21 protein-coding genes are annotated in these 24,888 nt (G+C 69.4%); 9 read left to right on the top strand and 12 right to left on the bottom strand.

Annotated features, from left to right (window positions below):
* The coding region (locus tag A33M_RS24965) for a hypothetical protein (protein ID WP_237718372.1) at positions 1 to 310 on the bottom strand (310 nt) is incomplete at its 3' end.
* Here A33M_RS24965 and A33M_RS23500 point away from each other — a divergent pair.
* Positions 285 to 2,774 (top strand): tetratricopeptide repeat protein, encoded by a 2,490-nt coding sequence (locus tag A33M_RS23500; protein WP_237718370.1) that lies wholly within the window; start codon positions 285 to 287, stop codon positions 2,772 to 2,774. The genes A33M_RS24965 and A33M_RS23500 overlap by 26 nt on opposite strands.
* 30 nt (positions 2,775 to 2,804) lie before the next feature.
* Here A33M_RS23500 and A33M_RS12940 read toward each other — a convergent pair whose 3' ends face one another.
* From A33M_RS12940 to A33M_RS12930, 3 genes are read right to left on the bottom strand one after another with little or no spacing between them, the layout of a single operon-like run.
* A complete protein-coding gene (locus A33M_RS12940; RefSeq protein WP_008387772.1) occupies positions 2,805 to 4,055 on the bottom strand; it encodes a xanthine dehydrogenase family Fe-S subunit in 1,251 nt (416 codons plus the stop codon).
* Positions 4,052 to 4,879 carry an FAD binding domain-containing protein gene (locus A33M_RS12935; protein WP_008387770.1) on the bottom strand — a complete coding sequence of 276 codons (828 nt, stop codon included), beginning with the start codon at positions 4,877 to 4,879 and terminating at the stop codon, positions 4,052 to 4,054. Before A33M_RS12935 ends, A33M_RS12940 begins: the two co-directional genes overlap by 4 nt.
* Entirely contained in the window at positions 4,876 to 7,230 is a 2,355-nt protein-coding gene (locus tag A33M_RS12930; RefSeq protein WP_040620491.1) for a xanthine dehydrogenase family protein molybdopterin-binding subunit, read from the bottom strand. Before A33M_RS12930 ends, A33M_RS12935 begins: the two co-directional genes overlap by 4 nt.
* Before the next feature lie 692 nt (positions 7,231 to 7,922).
* Here A33M_RS12930 and A33M_RS12925 point away from each other — a divergent pair.
* The 6 genes from A33M_RS12925 to A33M_RS12900 all read left to right on the top strand — a co-directional run bounded on the left by A33M_RS12925 (position 7,923) and on the right by A33M_RS12900 (position 13,519).
* Positions 7,923 to 8,696 (top strand): LamB/YcsF family protein, encoded by a 774-nt coding sequence (locus A33M_RS12925; RefSeq protein WP_008387762.1) that lies wholly within the window; start codon positions 7,923 to 7,925, stop codon positions 8,694 to 8,696.
* Positions 8,697 to 8,895: 199 nt separating this feature from the next.
* On the top strand, positions 8,896 to 10,053 hold the full coding sequence (locus A33M_RS12920) for an ABC transporter substrate-binding protein (protein WP_008387760.1): 1,158 nt from the start codon (positions 8,896 to 8,898) through the stop codon (positions 10,051 to 10,053).
* Between the two features lie 77 nt (positions 10,054 to 10,130).
* Complete coding sequence (locus A33M_RS12915; protein WP_008387758.1) at positions 10,131 to 11,003, top strand: branched-chain amino acid ABC transporter permease; 873 nt, start codon at positions 10,131 to 10,133, stop codon at positions 11,001 to 11,003.
* Complete coding sequence (locus A33M_RS12910) at positions 11,000 to 12,046, top strand: branched-chain amino acid ABC transporter permease (RefSeq protein WP_008387757.1); 1,047 nt, start codon at positions 11,000 to 11,002, stop codon at positions 12,044 to 12,046. Before A33M_RS12915 ends, A33M_RS12910 begins: the two co-directional genes overlap by 4 nt.
* Positions 12,043 to 12,828, top strand: a complete 786-nt coding sequence (locus A33M_RS12905; protein WP_008387754.1) for an ABC transporter ATP-binding protein — start codon at positions 12,043 to 12,045, stop codon at positions 12,826 to 12,828. The genes A33M_RS12910 and A33M_RS12905 overlap by 4 nt, the downstream gene beginning before the upstream one ends.
* The gene (locus tag A33M_RS12900; protein WP_008387752.1) at positions 12,815 to 13,519 is read left to right on the top strand and encodes an ABC transporter ATP-binding protein; all 705 of its coding nucleotides are present in this window, start codon (positions 12,815 to 12,817) and stop codon (positions 13,517 to 13,519) included. The genes A33M_RS12905 and A33M_RS12900 overlap by 14 nt, the downstream gene beginning before the upstream one ends.
* On the opposite strand, the gene cofD is transcribed toward A33M_RS12900, so the two are convergent.
* Genes cofD through cofE form a run of 3 tightly spaced genes read right to left on the bottom strand, consistent with a single transcriptional unit; the run spans position 13,504 to position 15,967 of the window.
* Positions 13,504 to 14,490: a 2-phospho-L-lactate transferase gene (gene cofD / locus A33M_RS12895; protein ID WP_008387749.1), complete on the bottom strand. Its 987-nt coding sequence runs from the start codon at positions 14,488 to 14,490 to the stop codon at positions 13,504 to 13,506. The two genes, A33M_RS12900 and cofD, sit on opposite strands and share 16 nt — an antisense overlap.
* Complete coding sequence (locus tag A33M_RS12890) at positions 14,487 to 15,212, bottom strand: nitroreductase family protein (protein WP_008387747.1); 726 nt, start codon at positions 15,210 to 15,212, stop codon at positions 14,487 to 14,489. The genes cofD and A33M_RS12890 overlap by 4 nt, the downstream gene beginning before the upstream one ends.
* Positions 15,209 to 15,967 (bottom strand): coenzyme F420-0:L-glutamate ligase, encoded by a 759-nt coding sequence (gene cofE, locus A33M_RS12885; RefSeq protein ID WP_008387744.1) that lies wholly within the window; start codon positions 15,965 to 15,967, stop codon positions 15,209 to 15,211. Before cofE ends, A33M_RS12890 begins: the two co-directional genes overlap by 4 nt.
* A gap of 228 nt (positions 15,968 to 16,195) precedes the next feature.
* Here cofE and A33M_RS12880 point away from each other — a divergent pair, with 228 nt between their 5' ends.
* Positions 16,196 to 17,092 (top strand): IclR family transcriptional regulator domain-containing protein, encoded by an 897-nt coding sequence (locus A33M_RS12880; RefSeq protein ID WP_008387743.1) that lies wholly within the window; start codon positions 16,196 to 16,198, stop codon positions 17,090 to 17,092.
* A 13-nt stretch (positions 17,093 to 17,105) separates the two neighbouring features.
* Here A33M_RS12880 and A33M_RS12875 read toward each other — a convergent pair whose 3' ends face one another.
* Positions 17,106 to 17,969, bottom strand: coding sequence for a MaoC/PaaZ C-terminal domain-containing protein (locus A33M_RS12875; protein ID WP_008387741.1), 864 nt, complete (start codon positions 17,967 to 17,969; stop codon positions 17,106 to 17,108).
* A gap of 247 nt (positions 17,970 to 18,216) precedes the next feature.
* Positions 18,217 to 19,344: an acyl-CoA dehydrogenase family protein gene (locus A33M_RS12870; RefSeq protein WP_008387739.1), complete on the bottom strand. Its 1,128-nt coding sequence runs from the start codon at positions 19,342 to 19,344 to the stop codon at positions 18,217 to 18,219.
* 148 nt (positions 19,345 to 19,492) lie between these two features.
* Here A33M_RS12870 and A33M_RS12865 point away from each other — a divergent pair, with 148 nt between their 5' ends.
* On the top strand, positions 19,493 to 20,419 hold the full coding sequence (locus tag A33M_RS12865) for an SDR family NAD(P)-dependent oxidoreductase (protein ID WP_008387737.1): 927 nt from the start codon (positions 19,493 to 19,495) through the stop codon (positions 20,417 to 20,419).
* 176 nt (positions 20,420 to 20,595) lie between these two features.
* Here the strand turns inward: A33M_RS12865 and A33M_RS12860 are convergent, their stop codons facing one another.
* The 3 genes from A33M_RS12860 to A33M_RS12850 all read right to left on the bottom strand — a co-directional run bounded on the left by A33M_RS12860 (position 20,596) and on the right by A33M_RS12850 (position 24,717).
* On the bottom strand, positions 20,596 to 22,125 hold the full coding sequence (locus tag A33M_RS12860) for a class I adenylate-forming enzyme family protein (RefSeq protein WP_008387735.1): 1,530 nt from the start codon (positions 22,123 to 22,125) through the stop codon (positions 20,596 to 20,598).
* Between the two features lie 7 nt (positions 22,126 to 22,132).
* The gene (locus A33M_RS12855) at positions 22,133 to 23,389 is read right to left on the bottom strand and encodes an acetyl-CoA hydrolase/transferase family protein (RefSeq protein ID WP_083850448.1); all 1,257 of its coding nucleotides are present in this window, start codon (positions 23,387 to 23,389) and stop codon (positions 22,133 to 22,135) included.
* A 68-nt stretch (positions 23,390 to 23,457) separates the two neighbouring features.
* Complete coding sequence (locus tag A33M_RS12850) at positions 23,458 to 24,717, bottom strand: CaiB/BaiF CoA transferase family protein (protein WP_008387730.1); 1,260 nt, start codon at positions 24,715 to 24,717, stop codon at positions 23,458 to 23,460.
* Positions 24,718 to 24,888: the final 171 nt, after the last annotated feature.

Below are 24,888 nucleotides of genomic sequence, written 5' to 3'. Positions count from 1 at the left end.
TCGAGGCCCCGCCGGTGACGCCGGCTGCGGCACCGACCACCGTGCGGCCCGCCGCTACGCCGGCCGCCGCGCCGACTGCGCCGGCCGCCGCACCGCCTGCCACGCCTCCTGCGCCGCCGCCGGCCGGTCCTGCCGCCATGCCGGGTCCAATGCCGGCGCCCATGCCGGCTCCCGCAGCGGCCGCCGCCCCGCCACCTCCGTCGCCACCGCCGGCCGCGGCGAGGCCGGCGCCGCAGCCGGCGCCGGTCGCCACCACCGCCCCGGCGGCGCTGCCGCAGCCGACCGTGTCGACCACCGCCGACGAGACCACCGGCGGCCTCGCCGTCCAGGTCGCGCGCCAGTCCGACGCCATGACGCTCACCGTGCCGTTCACGACGCCGACCCCGGCCGCCGTGTTCGAGCGCGGCGACGCCCTGTGGGCCGTGTTCGACACCGACACCAAGCTCGACCTCGGCGCGCTGCTGCGCGACCGCAGCGGCATCGTCCGCAGCGTCGACCCGATCGAGACGGCCGGCGCCCGGGTGCTGCGCATCAAGCTGGCGCGGCCGCGCCTCGCCAGCGTGCGCTTCCAGGGCACCGCGGTGGCGATCGACATCGGCGACGCCGTCACCGAGCAGCCGCGCGCGCTCACGCTCACCCGCGAGGCGATCGTCGGCGGCCGCCGCGCGATGGCGATCCCGTTCGCCGATCCGCGCGCCGTTCATCGCCTCGCCGATCCGGAGGCCGGCGACACGCTGGTGGTGGTGACCGGCCTCGGCCCGTCGCGCGGCTTTCTGACCGGCCGCGACTATGTCGAGTTCGCCACGCTCACCTCCGCGCACGGCGCGGTGATCCGCGAGATCGCCGACGACCTCTCGGTCGAGCTCGCGCCCGACAAGATCACCATCTCGCGGCCCGAGGGTTTGTCGATCTCGGCGAGCGACACCGCCGGCCGCCGCTCGGGGCTGTTTCGTCCGCCGGTGTTCGATCCGCAGCTCTGGGGCTTCGACCGCGCCGCCGACTTCCTCGAGCGGCAGCGCACGCTGATCGACGCCGCCGCCGAGGCCGCGGGACCGAAGCGCACCGCCGCGCGGCTCGACCTTGCCCGCTTTTATCTCGCCCGTCAGATGTATCCCGAGGCCAAGGGCGTGCTCGACGTGGTGATCGCCGACGCCGCCGGCGGCACCGACGATCCCGCCGCCTATCTGATGCGCGCCTTCGCCGAGCTGATGATGAACCGGCTGCCGGAGTCGCAGAAGGACTTGTCGGAGCCGATCGTCCAGCGTCACCAGGACACCGACATCTGGCGCGGCCTGGTGCTCGCCAAGCAGAGTGACTGGGCGGGCGCCAACGACAAATTCCGCAACGTCGAGGCGGCGATCGCCTCGCTGCCGATCCAGCTCCAGCGGCTCGTGCTGATGGAGGCGGTGCGCGCCTCGATCGAGATGAAGAACTACGCCGCCGCCGCCAACACGCTGCACGGCTTCGAGACGCTCGGCATCGGCCCCGATCTCGAGCCCGCCGTCGCGGTGCTCGCCGGCCGGGTCGCCGAGGGGCTCGGCCGCAGCGGCGACGCGCTCGGCGACTACCGGCTCGCCGCCGGCTCCACGGCCGGTCCCGCCGCCGCGCAGGGGCGTTTGCGCGAGACGGTGCTGCGCTATCACCTCGGCGACCTCAAGCGCTCCGACGTGATCGCCGACCTCGAGGACCTCACCACCGCCTGGCGCGGCGACGACACCGAGACCGAGGCGCTGCAGCTGCTCGCCCGGCTCTACACCCAGGAGGGCCGCTATCGCGACGCCTTCCACGTGATGCGCACCGCGCTCTCCGCGCACCCGAACTCGGAGGCCGCGCGGCGCATCCAGGAGGAGGCGGCGGCGACCTTCGACTCGCTCTTCCTCGCCGGCAAGGGCGACGCGCTGCCGGTGATCGACGCGCTCGGCCTGTTCTACGATTTCCGCGAGCTGACGCCGATCGGCCGGCGCGGCGACGAGATGATCCGGCGGCTCGCCGACCGCCTCGCCTCGGTCGATCTGCTCGACCAGGCGACCGAGCTGCTGAAGCATCAGGTGGACCACCGCCTGCAGGGCGCGGCGCGCGCGCAGGTGGCGACCCGCCTCGCGGTGATGTACCTGATGGCACGCAAGCCCGAGCGCGCGCTGCAGACGCTGCGCCAGACCCAGAGCTCGGGCCTGGCGACCGAGCTGCGCAACCAGCGTCTGCTGATCGAGGGGCGGGCGCTGTCCGATCTCGGCCGGCCCGATCTCGCGCTCGAGGTGGTCGAGAACGTCGACGGCCGCGAGGCGCAGCGGCTGCGCGCAGACATCCTGTGGAGCGCCAAGCGCTGGCGCGAGGCGGCCGAGCAGATCGAGGTGATGATGGGCGACCGCTGGCGCGACTGGCAGCCGCTGTCCGAGCCCGAGCGCGCCGACGTGCTGCGCGCCGCGGTCGGCTACGCGCTCGCCGGCGACACGCTGGGGCTCGGCCGTTTCCGCGACAAGTATCTCGCCAAGATGGCCGACGGTGCCGACCGCCGCGCCTTCGAGGTGGCGAGCAGCCCGACCGCCGGCAGCAGCGAGGAGTTCGGCACCATCGCCAAGATGGTCGGCTCGACCGAGACGCTCGACAGCTTCCTGCGCGACCTGCGCCAGCGCTATCCCGAGACCGGCTCGTTCGGCACCGATCCGCTGCCGCCCGCCAGCCAGTCGCGCGTCTGGAGTGCCGACCGGACGCCGACCGGCTCGGTGTCGGGCGGGCGCACCACGTTCGCCGAGCGGATGCCGCCGCCCTGGTGATCGGCGACGGCCTTGCTGCGCCTTATCTGATCAGCTCCCGCGCCCGAGCAGCCGCAGGATCGCCCGGCGCAGGCTCGCGCCGAGCGCACCGAGCAGCAGCGACACGCCGCCGAGTTTTGCCGGTGCGATCATCGCGGCGTCGGGTGCGCGCAGGCGGATGTCGACGTTCTGAGCGAATGCCTCGCCGATCCGGCCGACCAAATCCTTGACGATGTCGGAGCGACCGAACTGCGCGAGCGGACCCTGCAGCGTGTAGGCGATGGTGCAGTCGACGCGGGTCGCTTCCGCAGCGTCGGGCAGCGAGGCCGGCGTCAGGCGGTACGAGATCTCGCCGGACACGCGTGAGCCGCTCTTGCGGTCGTTGCCGCGCGCCTCGAGTGCCATCGCATGCGCGTCGTCGTCACGCCGGAACGAGCCGCTGCCGGAAAAGCCCGCGGTGATCGGGCCGATCTTCACCTCCATGCGGCCGGCGAGCGCGCCGTTCTCGGGCGGCCCGTCGAGCACCAGGCCCGGCATGCACGGCGCGATCTTTTCCGGATCGCGCATCAGCTCCCACACGGTCGCGACCGGATGCGCCAGCGTGAAGCTCTCGGTGAACTGGGTGACGCCGTCGGCGACCGTGAGATCGCCGACCTCCACCTTGATCGGTCGCCGCGCGATCGCCGGGCCAGAGGTCTTCGGCGCCGCCGGCTTCTTCGCCGCGGGGGCGGGGCGGGGGCTCGCGGGGGCGGATGCGGTCGGTGTCGCGGTCTTGGCGCTCGGGCCCGGCGCCGGCCCGAACCACGGCTCGGAGTTTGCCTCGGCACTCGGCGGCGCGACCAAATTCTCGGACACCACGGTGTCGATCGCCTGGACGATGCCGGAATAGCCGGTGCAGCGGCACAGGTTTCCGCTCATCTCCACGCGGGTGTCGAGCGCCGGGTTCTCCGCCTTGCGATGCACGAGGTCGCGCGCGGCGACCAGCATGCCCGGCGTGCAGTAGCCGCACTGCAGCGCATGCTCGGCCGAGAAGGCGCCGCGCAGCCGCGTCATCACCGGGTCCTCGTCGAACCCCTCGATGGTGCGGATTTTCGCGCCGTCGCAGGCGACCGCGAAGGTGATGCAGGAGCGCACGATGGCGCCGTTCATCTCCACCGTGCAGGCGCCGCACACGCCGTGCTCGCAGCCGATATGGGTGCCGGTGAGAAGCAGCTGCTCACGCAGGAAATCGGCGAGATGGGTACGAGGCGACACGTCGGCCGTGATCTCACGGCCGTTGACCTCGAGCGTGATGGTGGTCATCGGCCCCGCAACTCCTGCACCGCGCGCTGCACGGCGGCGACGTGAATCTGCATCTGATAATCGTCTCCGGTGACGCCGGCCTCGTCGAGGCATTCGCGGCCAGAGCGCGGATCGTCGAAGGTGGCGAGCAGACGGTCGGTGCCGCGCGCGCCGTCGATCACCACCGGGCGGCCGCCGCCGGCCCCGGCGACGACACGGCACAGGCCGCGATCCGGATCGAACACCGCGACGCCGATCGCCTCGGCGAACTCGCCGGTCTTTCGGCAGATCTTGTGATAGCCGCACCGCGCGGTGGCCGAGAGCCGCGGTACGTGGACGCCGGTGACGATCTCGTCGTGCTCGATCGCGACGTCCATCGCGCCGCGTACGAAGTCGGCCACCGAAACACGGCGGGGCGTGCCGCCGGGACCGACGACCAAAATCTCGGCGCCGAGCGCGGTGAGGCTCGACACCCAGTCGGCGGCCGGATCGGCATGCACCAAACTGCCGCCGATGGTGCCGCGGGTGCGCACCGCGCGATAGGCGATGCCGGAGGCGACGCGGGCGAGAAAGCCGTTGGCGGGCGCGCCGATCTTCTGGTCCTCGATCGCGGCATGGGTGACGGTCGCACCGATCGTCACCGCGCCGTCGGTCTCGGCGATGCGGCCGAGCTCGGCGATCCGGGTGATGTCGATCAGAAGCGGCGGCTGCGCCAGCCTCAGATTGAGCATCGGCCCGAGCGACTGCCCGCCGGCGACCACCTTGGCATCGGCATTCTCGGCGAGCAGATCGCAGGCTTCCGCGACGCTGCGCGGCCTCACATAGTCGAACGCGGCCGATTTCATTCCGCCGCCTCCGGCGTTTGCGTGTGCTGCGCGGCGGCGATCGCCTCGACGATGCGACGCGGCGTGATCGGCGACATCAGAAGCTCGGCGCCGAGCGGCGCCAGCGCATCGTTGATCGCGTTGGTGATGGCGGCCGGTGGCGCGATCGCGCCGCCTTCGCCGATGCCCTTCTGGCCGAAGCGGGTGTAGGGGGAGGGAGTTTCCATGTGCAGGATGCGGGCGGCCGGCACCTCGGTGGGGCCGGGCAGGAGATAATCGGAGAGCGTGGAGGCGAGCGGCTGGCCGCGCTCGTCGTAGCGCATCTCCTCGTAGAGCGCGGTGCCGATGCCTTGTGCGGTGCCGCCCTGGATCTGGCCGTCGACGATCATCGGGTTCACCAGCACGCCGCCGTCCTCGACGATCACGTAGTCGAGAAGCTCGACCTCGCCGGTGACCGGATCGACCGCCAGCAGGCAGGCATGCGCGGCATAGCTGAAGGTGCCGGTGTCGCGCTCGGCCTTGTAGCCCTCGGTCACCTCGAGCCCGCGCGGATCGACGTCGGCGGGCAGATCCTGCGGCCGGCGATACCAGGTGCGGGCGATCTCGGCGACCTCGATGCGGCTGGTCGGGCCGACCACCGCGCCGCCCTCGAGCCGCACATTGGCGGCATCCGTCTGAAGCAGCTTTGCGCCGATGTGCTTGAGCCGGCCGGCCAGCGCCTCGCACGCCTTCGCCACTGCGCCGCCCGACATGATCATGCAGCGCGAGCCCCACGTGCCCGTGGAATAAGGAGAGATCGCGGTGTCGCCGTGCAGAACCTTGATGCGGTCGTGCGGCACGCCGAGAATCTGATGCGCGACCTGCGACAGCGTGGTCTCGAGCCCCTGGCCGTGGCTGTGCGCGCCGATCCTGATCTCGAGCCCGCCGTCCGGCGTGAAGCGCGCCTGGCACTGCTCGTGGCCGGGCACCATCGGGATGCCCCAGGCGGAGTAGACGCTGGTGCCGTGGCCGGCCTGCTCGGTATAAAGAGCGAAGCCGAGGCCGATGCGCCGCCCGTCCGGCTCGCCCGTCTTCTGGCGGGTGCGCACGCCGTCGAGATCGATCGCCTCGATCGCCCGGCGCAGCGCCTCCGGGTAATTGCCGGAATCGAAGTGCCGCTTGGCGATGTTGTCGAACGGCATCTGCTCGGGCTGCACCAGGCTGTTCATCCGCAGCGCGACCGGCTCGATGCCGATCTCACGCGCCAGAGCGTCGAGCGTCACCTCGATGGCGAAGCAGGCGCCGGTGCGCGCGACGCCGCGATAGGGCAGGATCGGCGGCTTGTTGGTTGCCACCGAATGGACGCGGCAGCGATAGTGCGGAAAGTCGTAGAGGCCGGGCAGCAGGCTGCCGATCTGGCCGCCCTCGAGGCAGGCCGAGAACGGATAGGCCGAATAGGCGCCGCAATCGACGCTCGCCTCGCAGTCGAGGCCGAGCAGACGGCCGTTCGCGTCGGCATAGGCGGTGAGCAGATAATGATGCTCGCGGCAGTCGGCGCCGGCGACCAGATTCTCGCGGCGGTCCTCGATCCAGCGCAGCGGCACGCCGAGCTTTCTGGTGGCGAAGCCGAGCGCGACCTCCTCGGGCAGCAGGATCCCCTTGTAGCCGAAGCCGCCGCCGACGTCTGGCGCGATCACTCGCACTTGGCCCTCGTCGATGCCGAGGCACTCGGCGAGACCCGAGCGCACGATGTGCGGCTGTTGGGTGGCGGTGTGGACGACCAGCTGCTCGACGCGCGAGTCCCACTCGGCGACCACGCCGCGGCCTTCCATCGGGCTCATCACCTGGCGGGCGGTGCGCAGCTCGCGCGTCACCTCGTAGGCCGCGTTCGCCGGCGGCGTGCCATTCGACACGTCGGTGACCGAAGTCAGAAACAGGTTGTCGCCCCACGGCTCGTGCAGGAGCGCCGCGCCCGGCTGGCGCCCCTGGAGCATGTCGACCACCGCCGGCAGCTCCTCGAACTCGATCTCGATCTCGGCGGCGATGTCCTCCGCCTCGGCGCGGGTCGGGGCGATGCACATCGCGACCAGCTCGCCGACGTGACGCACCTTGTCGTCCGCGAGCGCGCTCTGGGTCGACGACTTGAATCCCGGCAGCGTGGTGTCGGCGCGGATCGGCCGCACGCCCTCGAGGTCGGCGGCGATCATCACGCGGTCGCGCAGCGTCGGCGGGATCTTTATGGAAAGAATGCGCGCGTGCGCGAGCGGGCTGCGGACGAACGCGACATCCTGCATGCCGGGCAGCCTGATGTCGGCGACGAACCGACCGCGCCCGCGCATGTAGCGATCGTCCTCCTTGCGCAACATGCGTGCGCCGATACCTGCGTCCGTCACTGTCCTCGTTTCCGTGTGCGTGCGGATTTCCGACTTGTGCTAAGAATAACACAAGTCGATCCTAGCCGCGGCGTGCGTCCTCGGCAACTGCGATCGCGCCTTTCATACACACCGGATGCCATACGGACGACGGACACGCCGCGGTCCGGGGCGATGCGACGTGAGCATCGGCCTGCCGGTCGCCTCGTGATGACGACGTCGTGATAAGGCCGCGGCGGACCGTCCGCCCCCGCGCGGCGGCGGACGGTCGGGCCGTGCTCGTCGGATGCGCAGGCGGACATGGATCGAGCAGGCGTGCGGCGATCGGCCGAGGCGGGTCGCGAACGGCCGTGTCACCGGCGGTCGTTCGCGCTGGCGGCTTCGACGGCCGGCGGCGGTACGAAACGACGTTGCCGATCCGCAGTGCAGGTTGACGATTCATTGGGCACAGTGATCGACTGGACGAAAGGTCGACAGGTCGTTCGCAGGCGCCGCAATGCGGTCGTTGGAAATGCAGGACTTTCGCGGAAATCCTTGCTGCACGGCATCATTTCGTGTGCGCTGCGGATCCCGGGGCGAGGCCATTTCACGGGTTGCGCGGGCCGGCCCGCTTGTTGCATGGTATTCCTATAAATAGAAACAGTGCTCCGCGGCCGGCCGGCAGTGGGGCGCTCCCGTCATCGCTCGCAGAGCCCGGTGCCGACCGAGAATCCATGACGAAGCGCATCAATCTCAATGCCGACATCGCCGAAGGGTGGGGCGCCTACGACATCGGCCACGACGCCGAGCTGATGACGATCGTGCGTTCGGCCAACGTCGCCTGCGGCTTTCACGCCGGCGATCCGATCACCATGCGCCGCCTCTGCCTGATGGCGAAGGAGGAGGGCGTCAGCATCGGCGCACATCCGGGCTTCGACGATCTGTGGGGGTTCGGCCGCCGCCGCATCCAGATGAAGGCGAGCGACCTCGAATACATGGTCGCTTATCAGATCGGCGCGCTGCAGGCGATGGCCCACTATGCCGGGCTGACGGTGACGCATCTCAAGCCGCACGGCGCGCTCAACAACATGGCGGCCGAGGACGACGACTACGCGCTGGCGATCGGCCGGGCGATCAAGACGGTCGATCCGAGCCTGATCTATGTCGCGCTCGCCGGCTCGCGCATGCAGGCGGCAGCGGAAAAGCTCGGCCTGCGGCTCGCCCGCGAAGGCTTCGTCGATCGCCGCTATCTGGACGACGGCAATCTCGCGCCGCGCTCGCGGGCCGGCACGGTGATCACCGATCCCGACGTCGCCGGCCGCCAGGCGGCGCGCATGGTGTGCGAGGGCGAGGTGGTGTCGATCGGCGGCAAGGTCGTGAAGGTCGAGGTCGACACGCTGTGCATCCACGGCGACGAGCCGACCAGCGTCACGGTCGCCCGCGCGGCGCGTGACGCGCTGGAAGCGAAGGGCGTCACCATCGTTCCGCTGACGGAGATGGTCGGGTGAGAACGGCGCCGCTCGTTGGCGACCGCAGCTTCTTTGTTTCTTCGTCCTGCGCGTTTCCTTGCGCACGGAATCCTGGTCTCACGAGCATTGGGTGGGCGGGGCCGGATCCGCTCGCTCGGCTCGACGGAATTCCGTCCCGATGGGCGGATGAGGCGGCACGAACATTGCTTGAACTTCGGGCGTTCACAGGGAGACGAGAATGCACATCGATCCACGCAAAGCCGCATTGAGCGTGCTCGCGGCCGGCCTCATGGCCGCGCCGGCCTTCGCTCAGGACACGATCAAGATCGGCGTGACGCAGCCTCTGACCGGCGCGTTCGCGGCCTCGGGCAACTATGTCGCTCAAGGTGCCAAGATCGCCGAGGACGAGATCAACGCCAAGGGCGGCGTGCTCGGCAAGAAGATCCAGCTCGTGATCGAGGACAACAAGTCGAATCCGACCGAGGCGGTCGCAACCGTCGAGAAGCTGATCGTGCGCGACAAGGTGCCGGCGATCATGGGCGCCTGGAGCTCGACGCTGACGCTCGCCGTCATGCCGAAGGTGATGGAATACAAGGTGCCGCTGGTGGTCGAGACCTCGTCCTCCGGCAAGATCACCACCGCCGGCAACCCTTATGTCTTCCGGATCGCCCCCACCTCCGACATGGAGGCCGTCGCCTTCACGCCGCTGATCGACAAGCTGAACATCAAGAAGGCCGCTTTCCTCAACACCAACAACGATTTCGGCATCGGCTCGGCGAAGGCCTACAGCGAGGCGCTGAAGAAGAAGGGCGTCGAGATCGGGGTCATGGAGACCATGGACCCGAAGGCGACCGATTTCTCGGCGCAGCTCACCAGCATCAAGGCGTCCGGCGCCGACACGCTGTTCGTCACCACCGCGGTCGAGCAGATCACGCTGGTGCTGAAGCAGGCGAAGGAGCTGCAGCTCGATGCCCGCATCATCACCACCGGCGGCTCGAACTCGCCCGATCAGCTGATCGCTCAGGCCGGCTCCGCAGCCGACGGCTCTTATCACGTCGTGTTCTTCCCGCCGTGGTTTCCCGACGTCGTCAAGAATCCCGAGGCAGCCAAGAGCTACATGACCGAGTGGAAGAAGCGCGGCCACGAGCCGGGCGGCATGACCGAGGGTTTTCGCGGCTACGACGGCATCTACACGATCGCCGAGGCGATCAAGGTGGCCGGCAAGGCCGAGCCCGCGGCGATCAAGGACGCCCTGTGGAAGGTCACGGTGCACGGCGTCTATGGTGACATCAAGTTCACCCAGCAGGGCCCGAAGGGCAAGGAGAGCGGCCAGAACGTCCCGTCCGTCTATCTCGTGAAGATCGAGGACGGCAAGGTGGTCAACCCCGAGCTCTGATCGCTCGCCGATCGTCTCGCGCGCCGGCCGCTCGGCCGGCGCGCACGCGAGAAGAGAAACGCCCCCGAGGATTGCCCGTGGACCAGCTCTTACAACACGCCGCCAACGCGATGATCATCGGCGGCACCTATGCGCTGCTCGGAATCGGCCTGACGCTGATCTTCGGCATCATGAAGGTGGTGAACTTCACCCATGGCGAGCTGTACAGCTTCGGCGCTTACATGATGTACGCGTGGGTGATGCTGATCGGCGCCGATTTCATGGTGTCGCTGGTGCTGGCGGTGGTGCTCGGCATCGCGCTCGGTGCGCTGGTCGAGTTCGTGCTGCTGCGCCGCCTGCGCGGCGCCGACATCGACACCACCATGCTGGTGATGATCGGCGCGTGGATCGCCATGCAGAACACCGAGCAGCTCGCCTGGTCGGGCGTCGCCAAGTCGATCGTGTCGCCGTTCCCGGCCGATCCGCTGGTGCTCGGCCCGGTCTCGATCTCCTGGACGCGACTGTTCGTGTTCGTGGTGGCGCTGGTGCTGATCGCCGCGACCTATGCGCTGATCCAGCGCACCAAGCTCGGCAAGGCGATGCGGGCGACCTTTCAGGATCGCCAGGCCGCCGCCTTGATGGGCGTGCAGATCAATTCCATCCACACCGCAACCTTCGCGCTCGGCTCCGGCCTCGCGGCGGCCGCCGGTGCGCTGCTCGGCCCGGTGTTCGTGGTCTATCCGACGATCGGTGACAGTGCCTCGCTGAAGGCGTTCGCGATCGTCATTCTCGGCGGCCTCGGCTCGATCCCGGGCGCCACCATCGGCGGCTTCATCTTGGCGTTCGCCGAGGAGCTCGGCGCCGGCTACGTCTCGTCCGGCTATCGCGACGCGATGGGCTTCCTGCTGATCATTCTCATCCTGATATTCAAGCCGACCGGGCTGTTCGCCCAGAAGGAGCGGATCGGATGACGAACCGTATTCTGTCGCTCGCCTGGGTCGCCTTCCTGATCTCCATTCCCTTCTGGATGGAGGACCTCTACTACCTTCACGTGCTGATCGTCACCGGCATCTTCATCATCGCGGCGATGAGCCTCAATCTGCTGCTCGGCTACACCGGGCAGCTCAGCCTCGGCCACGTCGCCTTTTTCGGCATCGGCGCCTACGTCTCGAGCCTGGTCTCGCTCGGCTTCGAGATTCACGTGCTGCCGAACACCACGGTGTCGCTCGATCCCAAGCCCGTGTGGTTCGCCATGCTGGTGGCGGTGATCTTCTCCGGCCTGTGCGGCTGGTTCATCGGCAGAGTGTCGTTCAAGGTGCGCGGCGCCTATTTCGTCATCGTCACGGTGAGCTTCGCCGAGGTCGTGCGGCTGGTGTCGCTCAACTGGATGGAGCTCACCCAGGGGCCGATGGCGCTCAACAACATCCCCTATCTCACGCTCGGCATTCCCGAGGTCTTCGAGGTCGAGTTCATCGGCAAGGTGCCGTGCTACTATCTCGTGCTCGCGGTGGCGGTGTTCACCTATGTCGTGATCAGGCGCCTGGTGCAGTCGCGCGCCGGCCGCGCGATGATCGCGCTGCGCGAGAACGAGCCGCTCGCCTCCTCGGTCGGCGTCGACGTGACGCGGGTGCTGGTGCTCGCCACCATCGTGTCGGCCGGGCTCGCCGGCCTCGCCGGTGCGCTCTATGCTCATTACGTGCGCATCGTCGATCCGGACGTCTTTCTGTTCATCTACACCGTGACGATGGTGATCATGGTGATCACCGGCGGCAAGGGCACGCTTGCCGGGCCGATCGTCGGCGGCCTCGTGTTCGGCATCTTTCCCGAGGTGCTGCGTGGCTTCCAGGTGCAGCCGGAGATCCAGTGGATCACCTACGGTGTGCTGATGATCCTGATCGTCTACTTCCTGCCGGCCGGGATCGTTCCCGCGATCAGATCGCTGCTGCCGCGGCGGCTGGTGGAGGGCGGGGACGGCTCGGTGGAGCCGAACGCCACCGCGGAGGCCCGCTCGTGACCGCACCGACCGTTCTGTCGATCGAAGGCCTGTCGATCCGCTTCGGCGGCCTCACCGCCGTGGAGGATCTCACCTTCCAGGTGCGCGAGGGCGAGGTGCTGACGCTGATCGGCCCCAACGGGGCCGGCAAGACCTCCGCCTTCAACGCCATCACCGGCTACATCCAGCCGTCCGCGGGCGACATCGTCTATCGCGGCGAATGTCTGGTCGGGATGAAGCCCAATCAGATCGCTGCGCGCGGTGTGGTGCGGACCTTTCAGAAGACCAGCGTCTTCTCTGGCCTCACCATGTTCGAGAACGTGCTGACGGGCCTTCATCTGCGGGGCAAGCAGCATCCGCTCGCCATCATGCTCGGCCTGCCGAGCGTGCGGCGCGACGAGGAGCGGCTGCGCGCGGAAGCGTGGGAGATTCTGAAGCTGGTCGGCATCGAGGCACGGGCCGGCGAGCAGGCCTCGGCGCTGCCTTACGGCGAGTTGCGGCTGCTCGAGGTCGCGGTGGCGCTCGCCGCCAAGCCCACGCTTCTGCTGCTCGACGAGCCGGTGTCGGGTATGAACCCGACCGAGACGGCGGACTTCATGACGCTGATCGGGCGCATCCGGGCGCTCGGCATCACCATCCTTCTGGTCGAGCACGACATGAAGATGGTGATGGGCATCTCGGATCGCATCGTCTGCCTCAATCAGGGGCGCATCATCGCCGATGCGCCTCCGGCGGAGATTCAGAAGGATCCCGAGGTCATCCGCGCTTATCTGGGTGAGAGGTACGTCCGTGCTCGAGGTTGAAGGACTGGTCTGCCGTTACGGCAAGGTCGCCGCCGTTCAGGATCTGTCGATCACGGTCGCGCGCGGCGAGCTGGTGTCGCTGATCGGCACCAACGGTGCGGGCAAGACGACGACGCTCAAGGCGATCTCCGGCATTCTGCCGCCGGCGGCCGGGCGCATCGTGTTCGAGGGCGAGGACATCACGCGCGCCTCCGCCCGCCGCATTTTGCAGCTCGGCATCGCCCACTGCCCGGAAGGGCGGCGGGTGTTTCCCTACATGACGGTGCGGGAAAATTTGGAGATGGGCTGCTTCCTGCGCAGCGACGCCGCCGGGATCTCCGAGGACATGGACCGGCTGTTCGCCCGCTTTCCGGTGCTCGCCGAGCGACGTGATCAGGCGGCCGGCACGCTGTCGGGCGGCGAGCAGCAGATGCTGGCGATCTCCCGCGCGCTGATGTCGCGGCCGAAGCTGGTGTTGTTCGACGAGCCCTCGCTCGGGCTCGCACCGAACATCGTCGAGCGCACCTTCGAGATCGTGAAGGAGATCCGCGAGCAGGGCGTCACGGTGGTGATGGTCGAGCAGAACGCGTTCGCCGCGCTCGAGCTGTCGGACCGCGCCTATGTGCTCGAGCAGGGCCGTGTCACGCTCAGTGGTACCGGCCGCCAGCTACTCGACGATCCCTCGGTCCAGCAGGCCTATCTCGGGACCTGATCGGATCCCGTCTTCGCCGCCGTCAGCGCGGCGGCGAAGGCGAGGCATTCGCGCGCCAGCGCCACACGGTCGGACGGCGTCGACATCACGGTCTGTGCGACGCGCACCGTCATGCCGAGCGCGGCGATGTCGTCGGCTTGTGACGCGTCGAGCCGGTCGATCACGAAGCCGTCGAGAAAGCCGGCATAGTGGCGGGCGACGCCGAGCGCCGACGGTTTTGTGCCGAGCTCGCGCATGATCTTTGCCGCCGGCCCCTTGATCGCCTTGCCGCCGACGATCGGCGACACCGCGATCACCGGCGCGCCGGTGGCGGCGATCCGCTCGCGCAGGCCGGGCAACGCCAGAATGGGGGCGATGCTGAGCCACGGGTTCGACGGGCAGACGATCACCGCCTCAATGCCCCCCTCGACGCCGGCGCCGAGCACCGCGTCGAGCCCGGCGACGATCGTCGCCTCGTCGGCGCCCTCGAACGACAGGCCCGTCACCTCCGGCGCGCATTTGCGGCGCACGAAATAATCCTGGAACGGCATGTCGTCGACGCCCGAATGCACCACCGTGCGGACGCGGTCGTCGGTCATCGGTAGCACCGTCGCGGCGATGCCGAGCTTTTGGCAGAACTGCGCCGTCACCGCGGACAAACGCTCGCCACGGCGCAGCCGATCGGTGCGGATCGCGTGGGTCGCCAGATCACGATCGCCGAGCCGGAACCAGGTCTCGCCGCCGAGCTTTTCCACTTGCTCCATGAAGGCCCAGGATTCGCCGGCGAGGCCCCAGCCGGTCGCCGGGTTGGCGAGGCCGGCGAGCGTGTAGACCACGGTGTCGAGATCGGGCGAGACGTGCAGGCCGAGATGCTCGAAGTCGTCGCCGGTGTTGACCAGCACCGCGAGCTTGTCCTCGAGCAGATGCGCGAGGCCCGCCGCGAGCTTGGCGCCGCCGACGCCGCCGGCGAGCGCGAGAACACGATGTTTCATGCGCGCGGCTCCGTGTCGGCGGCAGTGGAATCGGTCCAGGCGGAATCGGCGTCGGGGTCGTCGGCGCCGGTCGCGACCGGGCCGAGCCGCACGAACTCCGGCAGCGCCTTGCGCGGCTTGTCGCGGCCGGGTGCGGCCGGGCGACCGAGCGTGACGAGGCCCTGAAGCTCCCAGTCGGACGGCACCGGAACCACCGATCGCACGGCATCCGGACAGAACATCGGCGCACACATCCAGCAGGTGCCGAGGCCTTCGGCATGGGCGGCGAGCAGCAGATTCTGGGTTGCCATCGCCGTGCTCTGCACCGCCATCAGATGCTCGGCGGCGCCGCGCGCAGCATCGGGATACGTGTCCATCTCGGCCATCGTGAGCGCCACCAGAATCACCACCGGCGCGCCGGTGATGCGGGCAAAGGCGCGCGCGACGTCCTGGGCGATCGCCTCCTCGGGATCGCCGTCGCGACGACGGTCGGCGGCGAGCCGCTCGCCCATCGCGGTCGCGAGGCGGGCCGCGAGGGCGCGGTCGCGGATCACGAAGAACCGCCACGGCTGGCGGTTGTGAGCGGAAGGCGCCATCGCCACGCTACAAAAAATCCGGTGGAGCACGGCGTCCGGCGGCCGGCCGGGACGGTAGCGCCGCACGCTGCGGCGGCCGCGCAGAAAAGCGTGGGCCGTCTCGCGGGAGAGCGGCGGCGGGGCGGGGGTGTCGGCGTCGTCGCTCATCGGAACAGATCACGATCCTTCGGGCGCACCAGCTCGGCCGCGCTGCCCTCGCGCCGCGCATAGGGAACGCCGCGGGCGAGCACGATCGGCGTGCCCTCGTCGGCCTGGCCCATCACCAGCGACGCGGCGGCGGCGAGCTCGTCGGCGAGGCCGAGCTCACTCGTCTCGAGCAGGCGCCCCTCGCGGTCTGGCCGGCCGCGCAGATCCAAAAGGCCCGGCAGCCCGGCGACGCCGATCGCGGTGCCGATCGTGCCCATCCGCCACGCCCGGCCGAGGCTGTCGATGATCACCACCGCGACGTCGGCGCCGGTCTTCGCCTTCAGCGCCGCTCGCAACTGTTGCGCCGAGCCGTCGGGGTCGACCGGCAAGAGAAGCACGTGCTCGTCGCCGTCGACATTGGAATGGTCGATGCCGGCATTGGCGAGCACCAGGCCGAGCTTGTGCGCGACGATCAGCAGGCCCGGCCGGTGGCGCAGCACCTCGGAGGATTCCGCGAGGATCAGCTCCACCACGCGCGCATCCTTGCCGGTCGCCATCGCGAGCCCGATCGCCCGCTCGGACGGCGCCACCGTCCTCAGGTCGACCGTGCGGCCCTCCGCCTTGGAGACGATCTTTTGCGCGAGCACCACGACGTCGCCGTCGGCGAGCGTGTCGCCGGTCGCCTTCAGCGCCGCCAGCACGATCGCCGAAAGGTCGTCGCCGGCCGCTACGCTCGGGACGCCGCGCAACGGGCGCAGGAGAAGATCGCTCGCCATCGTGCCTCCGTGTCGGCCGCCGTGGCCGGGATGCCCGCCCGGCTCCGGGATGCCCGCCCGGCTCCGGGCGAAAAGGGATGCTGTGCGGTAGAGCCGGATTGCTTCCGCGGTCAAGGGCTTCGGGCGGATTTTGCCACGTCCGGCGCTCGCCCTGATGACGCCCCGCGAGAAATCGTGTTTTATGGTGTGAAACGGTCGCGACGCCCGACACCGCGTCCCGGAGGTTTGATGCCGCGCCGCCCGCTCGATCCGCCGCCCGGTCCGCCGTCCACCGAAACCGCCGTGTCGCCGCACGCCGTTGCCGCGCCGCGCCGGCACGGGCCGTCGTTCAAGCCGGTGGTGGCGCTGTCGCGCGGCCTCGCGATTCTGCGCGTGGTCAACGAGGCGGGGCAGGCGACGGTGCGCGGCATCCACCGCGACACCGGGCTCGACAAGGCGACCATCGTCCGCATGCTCGAGACGCTCGAGCACGAAGGCTATGTGATGCGCGATCCCGAGCGCGCGCTCTATGCGCCGACCGGCCGCACGCTGCAGCTCAGTCACGGCTACGATCAGCATCTGTGGGTGGGGGCGGTGGCCGAGCCGATCCTCGGCGCGTTTCGCGCGCGCATCGGCTGGCCGTCGGACGTCGCGATCTGCGACCTCGATGCGATGGTGGTGGTGCGCACGAGCCGCGGCCAGCAGGGGCCGCTGTCGTTCAACCGCAAGGCCGGCTATCGCGCCTCGCTGCTGATGACCTCGCTCGGCCGCGCCTATCTCGCCTTCTGCCCGGCCGACGAGCGCGAGCGGATCGTCGCTCGGCTCGCCGCGCAGAGCGATCCGTTCAACGATCTCGCCCGCCACCCGCGAAAGCTCGCGGCGCTGCTCGACGAGGTGCGCCGCACCGGCTTTGCGCTGATGGACGATGCCTACAGCAGCCGCGAATATGGCGGGCTCGTCTGGGCGTTCGGCGTGCCGGTGAAGCACGGCGAGACGGTGTTCGCCGCGATCAACGTGATGATGCTGAAGACCGCCGTGACACACGACGAGGCGCGCGAAAAATTTCTGCCGCCGTTGCGCGAGGCGGCCGACCGGCTCGCGGACGCGCTCGCGAGCAGCGCATCGGGCCGGGTCCGGCCCGGATAATTGTCTGCCAGCGTCAGTCGGCGGAGATTTCGGCACGGCCGTTGTCGAGCACCGTCACGCCGCGCTCGGCGACGCTCGCGCGGAACGACACGATGCGGCCGTCGCGCCATGCCGCGACGCGCAAGGTCTCGCCGGGAAACACCGGGGCGGAGAAGCGCACGGCGAGCGCCTTCAGGCGCGCCGGATCGTCACTACAGCACATTTTCAGGATCGCCCGGCAGGCGAGGCCGTAGGTCGCGAGCCCGTGCAGAATCGGCCGCGGAAAGCCCGCCGCCGCCGCAACCTTCGGATCGGCGTGCAGCGGGTTGTCGTCGCCCGACAGGCGATAGATCAGCGCCGCCTGCGGCGACGTCGGAAGCGCGATCGTCTCGTCCGGCTCGCGCTCGGGAATTTGGTGCGGCGCCTTGGCTTGATCGGTGGTGCCGCCGCGCCCGCCGTCGCCGCGCAGCACGGTGGTGGAGGAGAGCGTGGCGAGCAGCGTGCCGCTCGCCGCGTCGATCACCTCGCGCTCGGAATAGAGGAGGGCGCCCTTGGCCGCACCTTTGTCGACCAGCCCGGTGACACGCGTGCGGCCGATCACCTTTCCGGCGACCGGCAGCGGCGCGTGCAAGACGAGGCCCTGCTCGCCGTGCAGCAGGCGGCGCCAGTCGATCCCGGTGTCGGGCTCTCTCATCCAAAAGCCCGGATGGCTGAGCACCACCGCCATCGACGGCAGCGCGAAAAGATCTTCCTCGTAGACGTATCTCAGCTCGTGCGGATCGGTCGGGTCGTGACCCGCCCCGACGCCGAGCGCATAGAGGATCGTGTCGCGCACCGAGTAGGCGTGCTCGACCTCGGGAAATTTTTTCGCGAGCAGCGCTTCCGGATCGATCGGCATTTTTTGCAGGTCCTCCGTCGAGGATTTTTCACGTAAATCGTTCGACGAGTGATCAGTTCGGTACCTCGATCACGGCACGGCCTCGACCTCTCCCCGGCGGGGAGAGGTCGGACCGCGAAACGGTCCGGGTGAGGGGGAACGCGAGCAGATCATCGGCGCAAACACCCCTTGGCCCGGCGAGCTGCGCTCGCCGACCCTCTCCCGTGGGGAGAGGGCAAAAACGCGAGCGCTTCAGCCGGATCTTTCATCACAAGCTGCGCGCCACCAGCTCTTTCATGATCTCGTTCGAGCCGGCATAGATGCGGTGGACGCGCGCGTCCTCGTAGGCGCGGGCGATCGGGTATTCGCGCATGTAGCCGTAGCCGCCGAACATCTGCAGGCAGGCATCCACCACCTCGCATTCGAGATCGGACAGCCACCATTTGGCCATCGCGGCGGTCGCGACGTCGAGCTCGCCGCGCATCAGCCGCAGCACGCAGTCGTCGAGAAAGGTGCGCGCCACCGTCACCTTGGTCTTCACCTCGGCGAGCACGAAGCGCGTGTTCTGAAACTCGATCAGCGGCCGCCCGAACGCCTTGCGCTCGTGCACGTGATCGAGTGTCCAGCAAAGCGCGGCCTCCATCACCGACACAGCGACGATGCCGACCAGAAGCCGCTCGCGCGGCAGCTCGGTCATCAGATGCGCAAAACCCTTGCCCTCCGTGCCGAGCAGATTGGAAGCCGGCACCCGCACCTCGTCGAAAAAAAGCTCGGAGGTGTCCTGTGCCTTCATCCCGATCTTCTCGAGATTTTTTCCGCGGGAAAAGCCGGGGCGGTCGGCCTCCACCAGCACCAGCGAGACGCCCTTGGCGCCGGCGGCGGGATCGGTCTTGCAGGCGACGACGATCAGGTCGGCGAGCCCGCCATTGGTGATGAAGGTCTTCTGCCCGGACACGACGAGCTCGTTGCCCTCGCGGCGTGCGATGGTGCGGATGCTCGCGAGGTCGGAGCCGGCGCCGGGCTCGGTCATCGCCACCGCGCCGATCGTCTCGCCCGATGCCATGCGCGGCAGAATGCTGCGCTTCTGCTCCTCGGTGCCGAGATGCAGAATGTAGGGCGCGACGATGTCGGAGTGCAGGCGAAAGCCGGGGCCGGAAAACACCCCGCGCATGAACTCCTCGATCATGATCACGCTGGTGAGGAAATCGCCGTCGCCGCCGCCGTAGTCGGCCGGGATGTTCGTCAGCAGTAGCCCTGCGTCGCCGGCCTTGCGCCAGAGGTCGCGGTCGACCGCGCCCTCGCTCTCCCAGCGCGCGTGGTGAGGTGCGACCTCGCGCTCGACGAAGCGCCGCACGGTGTCGCGGAACTGCGCGTGCTCCTCCGAATAGGGCAGCATCTGTCCTCCCCCGCCGTCTCTGCCGGACGCGTGCGCCGAGAGTCGCGGTGCCCGCATATTTCGTCAAGTGAAATTGCATTTCGGAACGTTGACGGCCCGGCGGCGGTCTGCGAGCCTGCGGGACGGTGCGGGCAGGAGGAGCGGCGGCATGGCGGACTCGGCGGAAAAATCGCTCGCGGGCAAGGTGATCGTCGTCACCGGGGCGGGCCGTGGCATCGGCCGCGAGATCGCGCTGCTCGCCGCCCGCGAGGGGGCGCGGGTCGTCGTCAACGATCTCGGCGGCGGCGCCGATGGCGAGGGCGCGAGCGCCGGTCCCGCCGAGCAGGTGGCCACCGAGATCACCGCTGCCGGCGGCACGGCGGTGGCGAGCACGGAGTCGGTCGCGGAGGCCGCGAGCGCGGCGCGCATCGTCGCGCAGGCGATGGACTGTTTCGGCCGCATCGACGGCGTGGTGAACAATGCCGGCATCTTGCGCGACCGCATCTTCCACCGCATGGAGGTCGAGGACTTCGAGCTGGTGATCAAAGTTCATCTGATGGGCTCGTTCTACGTGTCGCACGCCGCCGCCCGGCATTTTCGCGCGCAGGAGAGTGGGGCGTTCGTGCAGTTCACCTCCACCTCCGGGCTCGTCGGCAATTACGGCCAAGCGAACTACGCCGCGGCAAAGATGGGCATCGTCGGCCTGTCGCGCTCGATCGCGCTCGACATGCAGCGCTTCGGCGTGCGCTCCAACGCGATCGCGCCGTTCGCCTGGAGTCGGCTGATCGGCACCATCCCGACAGAAACCGAGGCCGAGAAGGAGCGGGTCGCGCGGCTGCAGAGCATGGGGGCGGAGAAGATCGCGCCGCTCACGGTGTTCCTGTTGTCGGATGCGGCAAGGGACGTGTCCGGCCAGATCTTCGCGGTCCGCCGCAACGAGATCTTTCTGATGAGCCAGTCGCGGCCGGTGTGCTCGGTCCATCGCGCCGAAGGGTGGGACGCGCAGAGCCTGGAGGCGCACGCGATGCCGGCGCTGAAGCGCGCCTTCGTGCCGCTGGAGCGCTCGGCCGACGTGTTTTGCTGGGATCCGGTGTGACGGGGCGGAGGGCGTCGGCTCTCGCTGCGGTGGTCGGCCTCATGGTGAGGAGCGCTCGAAGAGCGCGTCTCGAACCAGAGGCCGCCCTCGCCCTTCGAGACGGCCGCTTCGCGGCCCCTCAGGGTGAGGGCGGAGAGAGGTTTTGCGGGTAACCATTCGGCCCGTTCGTCTTCTGATCACGTCGCGCGCAAAACGGTCTTCAGAATCTTGTTGGCGCCGGACAGCGGCATTGCCGTGCGGAACTCGATCGAGCGCGGCACCTTGTAGCCGGCGAGATGCGCGCGGCAATGGGCGACGATCTCGTCCGCGGTGACCGAGGCGCCGGGGCGCGGCACCACCACGCCGTGCACCGCCTCGCCCCAGATCGGATGCGGCCGGCCGACCACCGCGCACAGCGCGACGGCGGGGTGCTTGCGCATCACGTCCTCGACCTCGATGCAAAAAACCTTCTCGCCGCCGGTGACGATCATGTCCTTCAGCCGGTCGACGATATAGAGAAAGCCGTCGCGGTCGAGATAGCCGAGATCGCCGGTGTGCATGACGCCGTCGCGCAACACCTCGCGGGTCGCGTCCGGGCGCTTCCAGTAACCCTGCATCACGATCGGCCCGGCGACGGCGATTTCTCCCACCTCGCCGGTCGGGCGGTCGTGGCCGGCCTCGTCGAGGATGCGGATGTCGACGCCCATCGCCGGCCGTCCGACCGAGCGCAACCGGTGGCGCAAGGCGGGGTCGAGCGAATGGTGGCGCGGCTCGAGATAGGTGCAGGCGGGCGACAGCTCGGTCATGCCATAGCCCTGGCCGAAACGGACGTGCGGCAGGCGGCGCATCGCCTCGACGATCAGCGCTTCCGGCATCGGCGAGCCGCCATAAACGAGGAACGACAGGCTCGACAGGTCGGCATGCTCGAAGGCGGGATGTGAGAGAATCATCGCCAGCATGGTCGGCACCATCGCCGTCATGGTGACGCGGTGGGTTTTGATCGCGTCCAGCACGCCTTCCACCGTGAAGCGCGGGATCACCACATGGGTCGCGCCGAGAATGGTGGTGGTGAAGACGCGCGAGCCGGCGGCGAGGTGATACAGCGGGCCGGAATGCAGATAAACGGTGCGCTCGTCGTGGCCGCCGAACTGGGCGATGCCGTGCAGCGCGTTGGCGTAGAGGTTGGCGTGACTCAGCATCACGCCTTTTGCCGGACCGGTGGTGCCGCCGGTGTAAAAAATCGCGGCGAGGTCGTCGCCGCCGGTCTCTGCACGCGGCGTTTCGTCGGACGACGTGATCAGATCCGCGTAAGGTATCGTGCCCGTCGGCGTCGCACCGTCATCGAGAGCGATCACGTGGCGCAGCTTTTGCGCGCCGGCGCGCAACGTCGGGAGCAGGGGCAGAAAATCGGCGCCGACCAAGAGCACCGCGGCGTCGCAGTCGTCGAGCATGCCGGCGATGTCGCCGGGGGTGGCGCGGGCATTGAGCGGCACCAGCACGCCGCCGGCCCACAGAATCGCAAAGACGCTCTCGATGAAGCGGTCGCTGGAATGCGCCAGGATCGCCACCCGGTCGCCGGGCCCGACACCGAGCGTGCGCAACGCCCCGGCGAGGCGGGCGACGCGGCTCGCATGCTCGTGCCAGGTCCAGCGGCGGTCGTGAAAGATCAGTGCGGTTTTATCCGGCGAGATCCGGCTCGCCCGCACCAGCGATCGGGTCAGCTGCATGCGTTGCTCACAAGCTCGCCCGCACGGCCCGCCACGCCTCGGCGAGCATTTCGCGGTGCTCGGGCGCGGCGAGCGCCATGATCGCCTCGGCGCGCGCGTCGAGTGAAAGATGGCGCAGCCGCGCGGTGCCGTGCTCGGTGATCAGAATGTCGATGTCGGCGCGGCCGAGGCTGGTGGTACCGGTCGAGAGCTTCGGCACGATGCGGCTGACGCTCTTCGCCTGCGCGGGCAGGGCGACGATCGCCCGGCCGCCCTCCGACAGTCTTGCGGCGCGGCAGAAATCGGCGGCGCCGCCGATGCCACTCACCTGCCGGCCGTTCACCGTCTCGCAGTTCACGTTGCCGAACAGATCGACCTCGATCGCGGTGTTGATCGCGGTGAAGCGGGGCAGCCGCGCGATGCGCCGCGCATCGTGGGTGACGGCGACGCCGTGAAACGCGAAGGCGGGATCGTGCAGCAACGCGTGCAGCTTTTCGCCGCCGACCGCGATGCCGGTGAGAACCGAGGGCTTGTCGGGCAAGAAGGGCGCGGCGAGCGCGCCGGCCTCGACCAGATGCGCGATCTCCTCGACGATCATGCCGGTGTGCAGGCGAAGGTTTCGGCGGTCGCCGAGCTCGCGCAGCACGGCGGAGGGCAGCTTGCCGAGGCCGATCTGCAAGACGTCGCCGTCGTCGATCAGGCTCGCGACGCGGCGGCCGAGTGCGGTGGTCACCGGATCCTGCCGCGGCGGCACATAGGGCGGCAGCGGCGCGTCGGTCTCGGCGATCAGCTCGGCATCGTCGACCCGCAATGCGGTCGCGCCGAACGTGCGGGGGATCGCCGGATCGACCAGCACCGCGACGCGTTTTGCGAAACGCTGCACGCCGTCGGCGATGTCGGCGGCGAGACCGCAGGAGAAGGCGCCGCGCTCGGCCGGCGGCAGATGGAGAATGGCGAGGTCGGCGGGCCGGCTCGCCAGCCACTCCGGCACCGCCGAATAGTGGATCGGCAGAAAGGCGTGACGGCCGGCGGCGAAGCTTTCCCGCACGGCGGGGCTCGCGAACACGGTCTCCACGCGGGTGGTGGGCGTGAGCGCGGCGAGGTCGGTGTCGTCGAGGCCGGGGAGAAACAGGCCCGTGAAGGTCACGCCCGCCGCGTGCTCGGGGTTTTCGCGGAGCGCGTCGAGCAGCGGCCGGCAGGCGGCTGGGCCGGCATGCAGCAGCACCCGCATTCCGGGCCGGAGCCGGGCGAGGACGTCTCGAATGCTGTTGCGGGTGGTCGGCATGCCGGGCGAACGATCGTGATGCGGGGGTATGGCGCAGATCGCCGCGGGCGTCCAGGCGGCGGGGCGGGTCAGGCGCCGCCGACGACGCCCTTGGCCGCCAGCTCTTTCTGTGTCGCCGGGTCGAGCCCGAGCTCGGCCAAGACCTCGGCGGTGTGCTCGCCGAGCCGCGGCGGCGGGCGGCGATAGTCGGCCGGCGTGCGCGAGAGCCGCGGCGGATAGGCGACGCCGGGCACCTCGGTGCCGTCCTCACGCGCCACCGTGCGCACCATTTCGCGGGCGGTCACCTGCGGGTCGGCAAAAACCTCGTCGATCGTGTTGATCGGCCCGGCCGGAATGCCGTCGGCGATCAGCTTTTCGAGGAACGGTGCTTTCGGAAGCGTGCCGATGGTCTTTTGCAGCTCGGCCTCCAGCGCGTCGCGGTTGGCGATGCGGGCGGCATTGCTGCCATACGCCGGGTTCTCCGTGAGGTCGAGGCGGCCGAGCGCGGCGCACAGCGCGCGGAACTGGCCGTCGTTGCCGACCGCCACCACGACGTCGCCATCGGCGGCGCGAAAGGTGCGGTACGGCACGATGGTCGGATGGGCGTTGCCGAGCCGCCCGGCGACCACGCCCGCGACGAGATAGCTCGATGCCTGGTTGGCGAGCATCGCCACCTGGCTGTCGAGCAGCGCGCAGTCGATGTGCTGGCCCTCGCCGGTGCGCTCGGCGTGGCGCAGCGCCGCCAGCACGGCGGTGGCGGCATAGACGCCGGTAAAAAGATCGCAGATCGCGACGCCCACCTTCGTCGGCTCGCCGCCGTCCTCGTCGGGCCGGCCGGTGATGCTCATCAGCCCGCCCATCCCCTGCGCCACGAAGTCGTAGCCGCCGCGCCCGGCATAGGGGCCGAACTGGCCGAAACCGGAGATCGAGCAATAGACGAGCCGTTTCCGCTCGGCGCTGAGGGTGGCGTAATCGAGGCCGTATTTCACCAGCCCGCCGACCTTGTAGTTCTCGATCACCACGTCGGCCGATTGCGCGAGTTTGCGCACCAACGCGCCGCCTTCGGGCGTCGCGAAGTCGATCGCCACCGAGCGCTTGTTGCGGTTGGCGGAGAGATAATAGGCGCTCTCGCCGCGGCCGCTCGCGGGCGTCGGGCCGTGAAAGGGCGGCCCCCAGGCGCGGGTGTCGTCGCCGCGGCCGGGCGCCTCGATCTTGATCACGTCGGCGCCGAGGTCGCCGAGGATTTGCGTGCACCACGGGCCGGCGAGCACGCGCGACAGATCGAGCACCCGGACGCCTTCGAGGGCGTGCGGCGGGGAGGGCGGCGCGGCATCGTCGGCGGTGGGCATGGGGCTGTCCTGTGCGAGGCGGTGCGGAGTGGACGGTGCGGAGTGGACGGTGCGGAGGGGCCGAGCTGTCGAGGGGTCGAAGTGGCGGGGTGGGGACGGGGGGCGGTCGAACAGGCATAACGGGCTTAGAGCCCGTTTGGAAACTCGGACGCGGGCTGCGTTGCGGCGCGA

The sequence above is a fragment of the Rhodovulum sp. PH10 genome (assembly GCF_000293785.1).
GTDB lineage: Bacteria > Pseudomonadota > Alphaproteobacteria > Rhizobiales > Xanthobacteraceae > Rhodoplanes.
This window is presented reverse-complemented; position numbering and strand designations above follow the sequence as displayed.

What these genes read in the sequence shown, in the direction of transcription:
- A33M_RS12940 (WP_008387772.1), bottom strand. Translation starts at nt 4,055, where the DNA reads ATGACCACCATCACGCTCGAGGTCAACGGCCGTGAGATCACGGCCGAC.
- A33M_RS12935 (WP_008387770.1), bottom strand. Translation starts at nt 4,879, where the DNA reads ATGAAATCGGCCGCGTTCGACTATGTGAGGCCGCGCAGCGTCGCGGAA.
- A33M_RS12925 (WP_008387762.1), top strand. Translation starts at nt 7,923, where the DNA reads ATGACGAAGCGCATCAATCTCAATGCCGACATCGCCGAAGGGTGGGGC.
- A33M_RS12920 (WP_008387760.1), top strand. Translation starts at nt 8,896, where the DNA reads ATGCACATCGATCCACGCAAAGCCGCATTGAGCGTGCTCGCGGCCGGC.
- A33M_RS12910 (WP_008387757.1), top strand. Translation starts at nt 11,000, where the DNA reads ATGACGAACCGTATTCTGTCGCTCGCCTGGGTCGCCTTCCTGATCTCC.
- cofD (WP_008387749.1), bottom strand. Translation starts at nt 14,490, where the DNA reads ATGAAACATCGTGTTCTCGCGCTCGCCGGCGGCGTCGGCGGCGCCAAG.
- A33M_RS12890 (WP_008387747.1), bottom strand. Translation starts at nt 15,212, where the DNA reads ATGAGCGACGACGCCGACACCCCCGCCCCGCCGCCGCTCTCCCGCGAG.
- cofE (WP_008387744.1), bottom strand. Translation starts at nt 15,967, where the DNA reads ATGGCGAGCGATCTTCTCCTGCGCCCGTTGCGCGGCGTCCCGAGCGTA.
- A33M_RS12880 (WP_008387743.1), top strand. Translation starts at nt 16,196, where the DNA reads ATGCCGCGCCGCCCGCTCGATCCGCCGCCCGGTCCGCCGTCCACCGAA.
- A33M_RS12875 (WP_008387741.1), bottom strand. Translation starts at nt 17,969, where the DNA reads ATGCCGATCGATCCGGAAGCGCTGCTCGCGAAAAAATTTCCCGAGGTC.
- A33M_RS12870 (WP_008387739.1), bottom strand. Translation starts at nt 19,344, where the DNA reads ATGCTGCCCTATTCGGAGGAGCACGCGCAGTTCCGCGACACCGTGCGG.
- A33M_RS12865 (WP_008387737.1), top strand. Translation starts at nt 19,493, where the DNA reads ATGGCGGACTCGGCGGAAAAATCGCTCGCGGGCAAGGTGATCGTCGTC.
- A33M_RS12860 (WP_008387735.1), bottom strand. Translation starts at nt 22,125, where the DNA reads ATGCAGCTGACCCGATCGCTGGTGCGGGCGAGCCGGATCTCGCCGGAT.
- A33M_RS12855 (WP_083850448.1), bottom strand. Translation starts at nt 23,389, where the DNA reads ATGCCGACCACCCGCAACAGCATTCGAGACGTCCTCGCCCGGCTCCGG.
- A33M_RS12850 (WP_008387730.1), bottom strand. Translation starts at nt 24,717, where the DNA reads ATGCCCACCGCCGACGATGCCGCGCCGCCCTCCCCGCCGCACGCCCTC.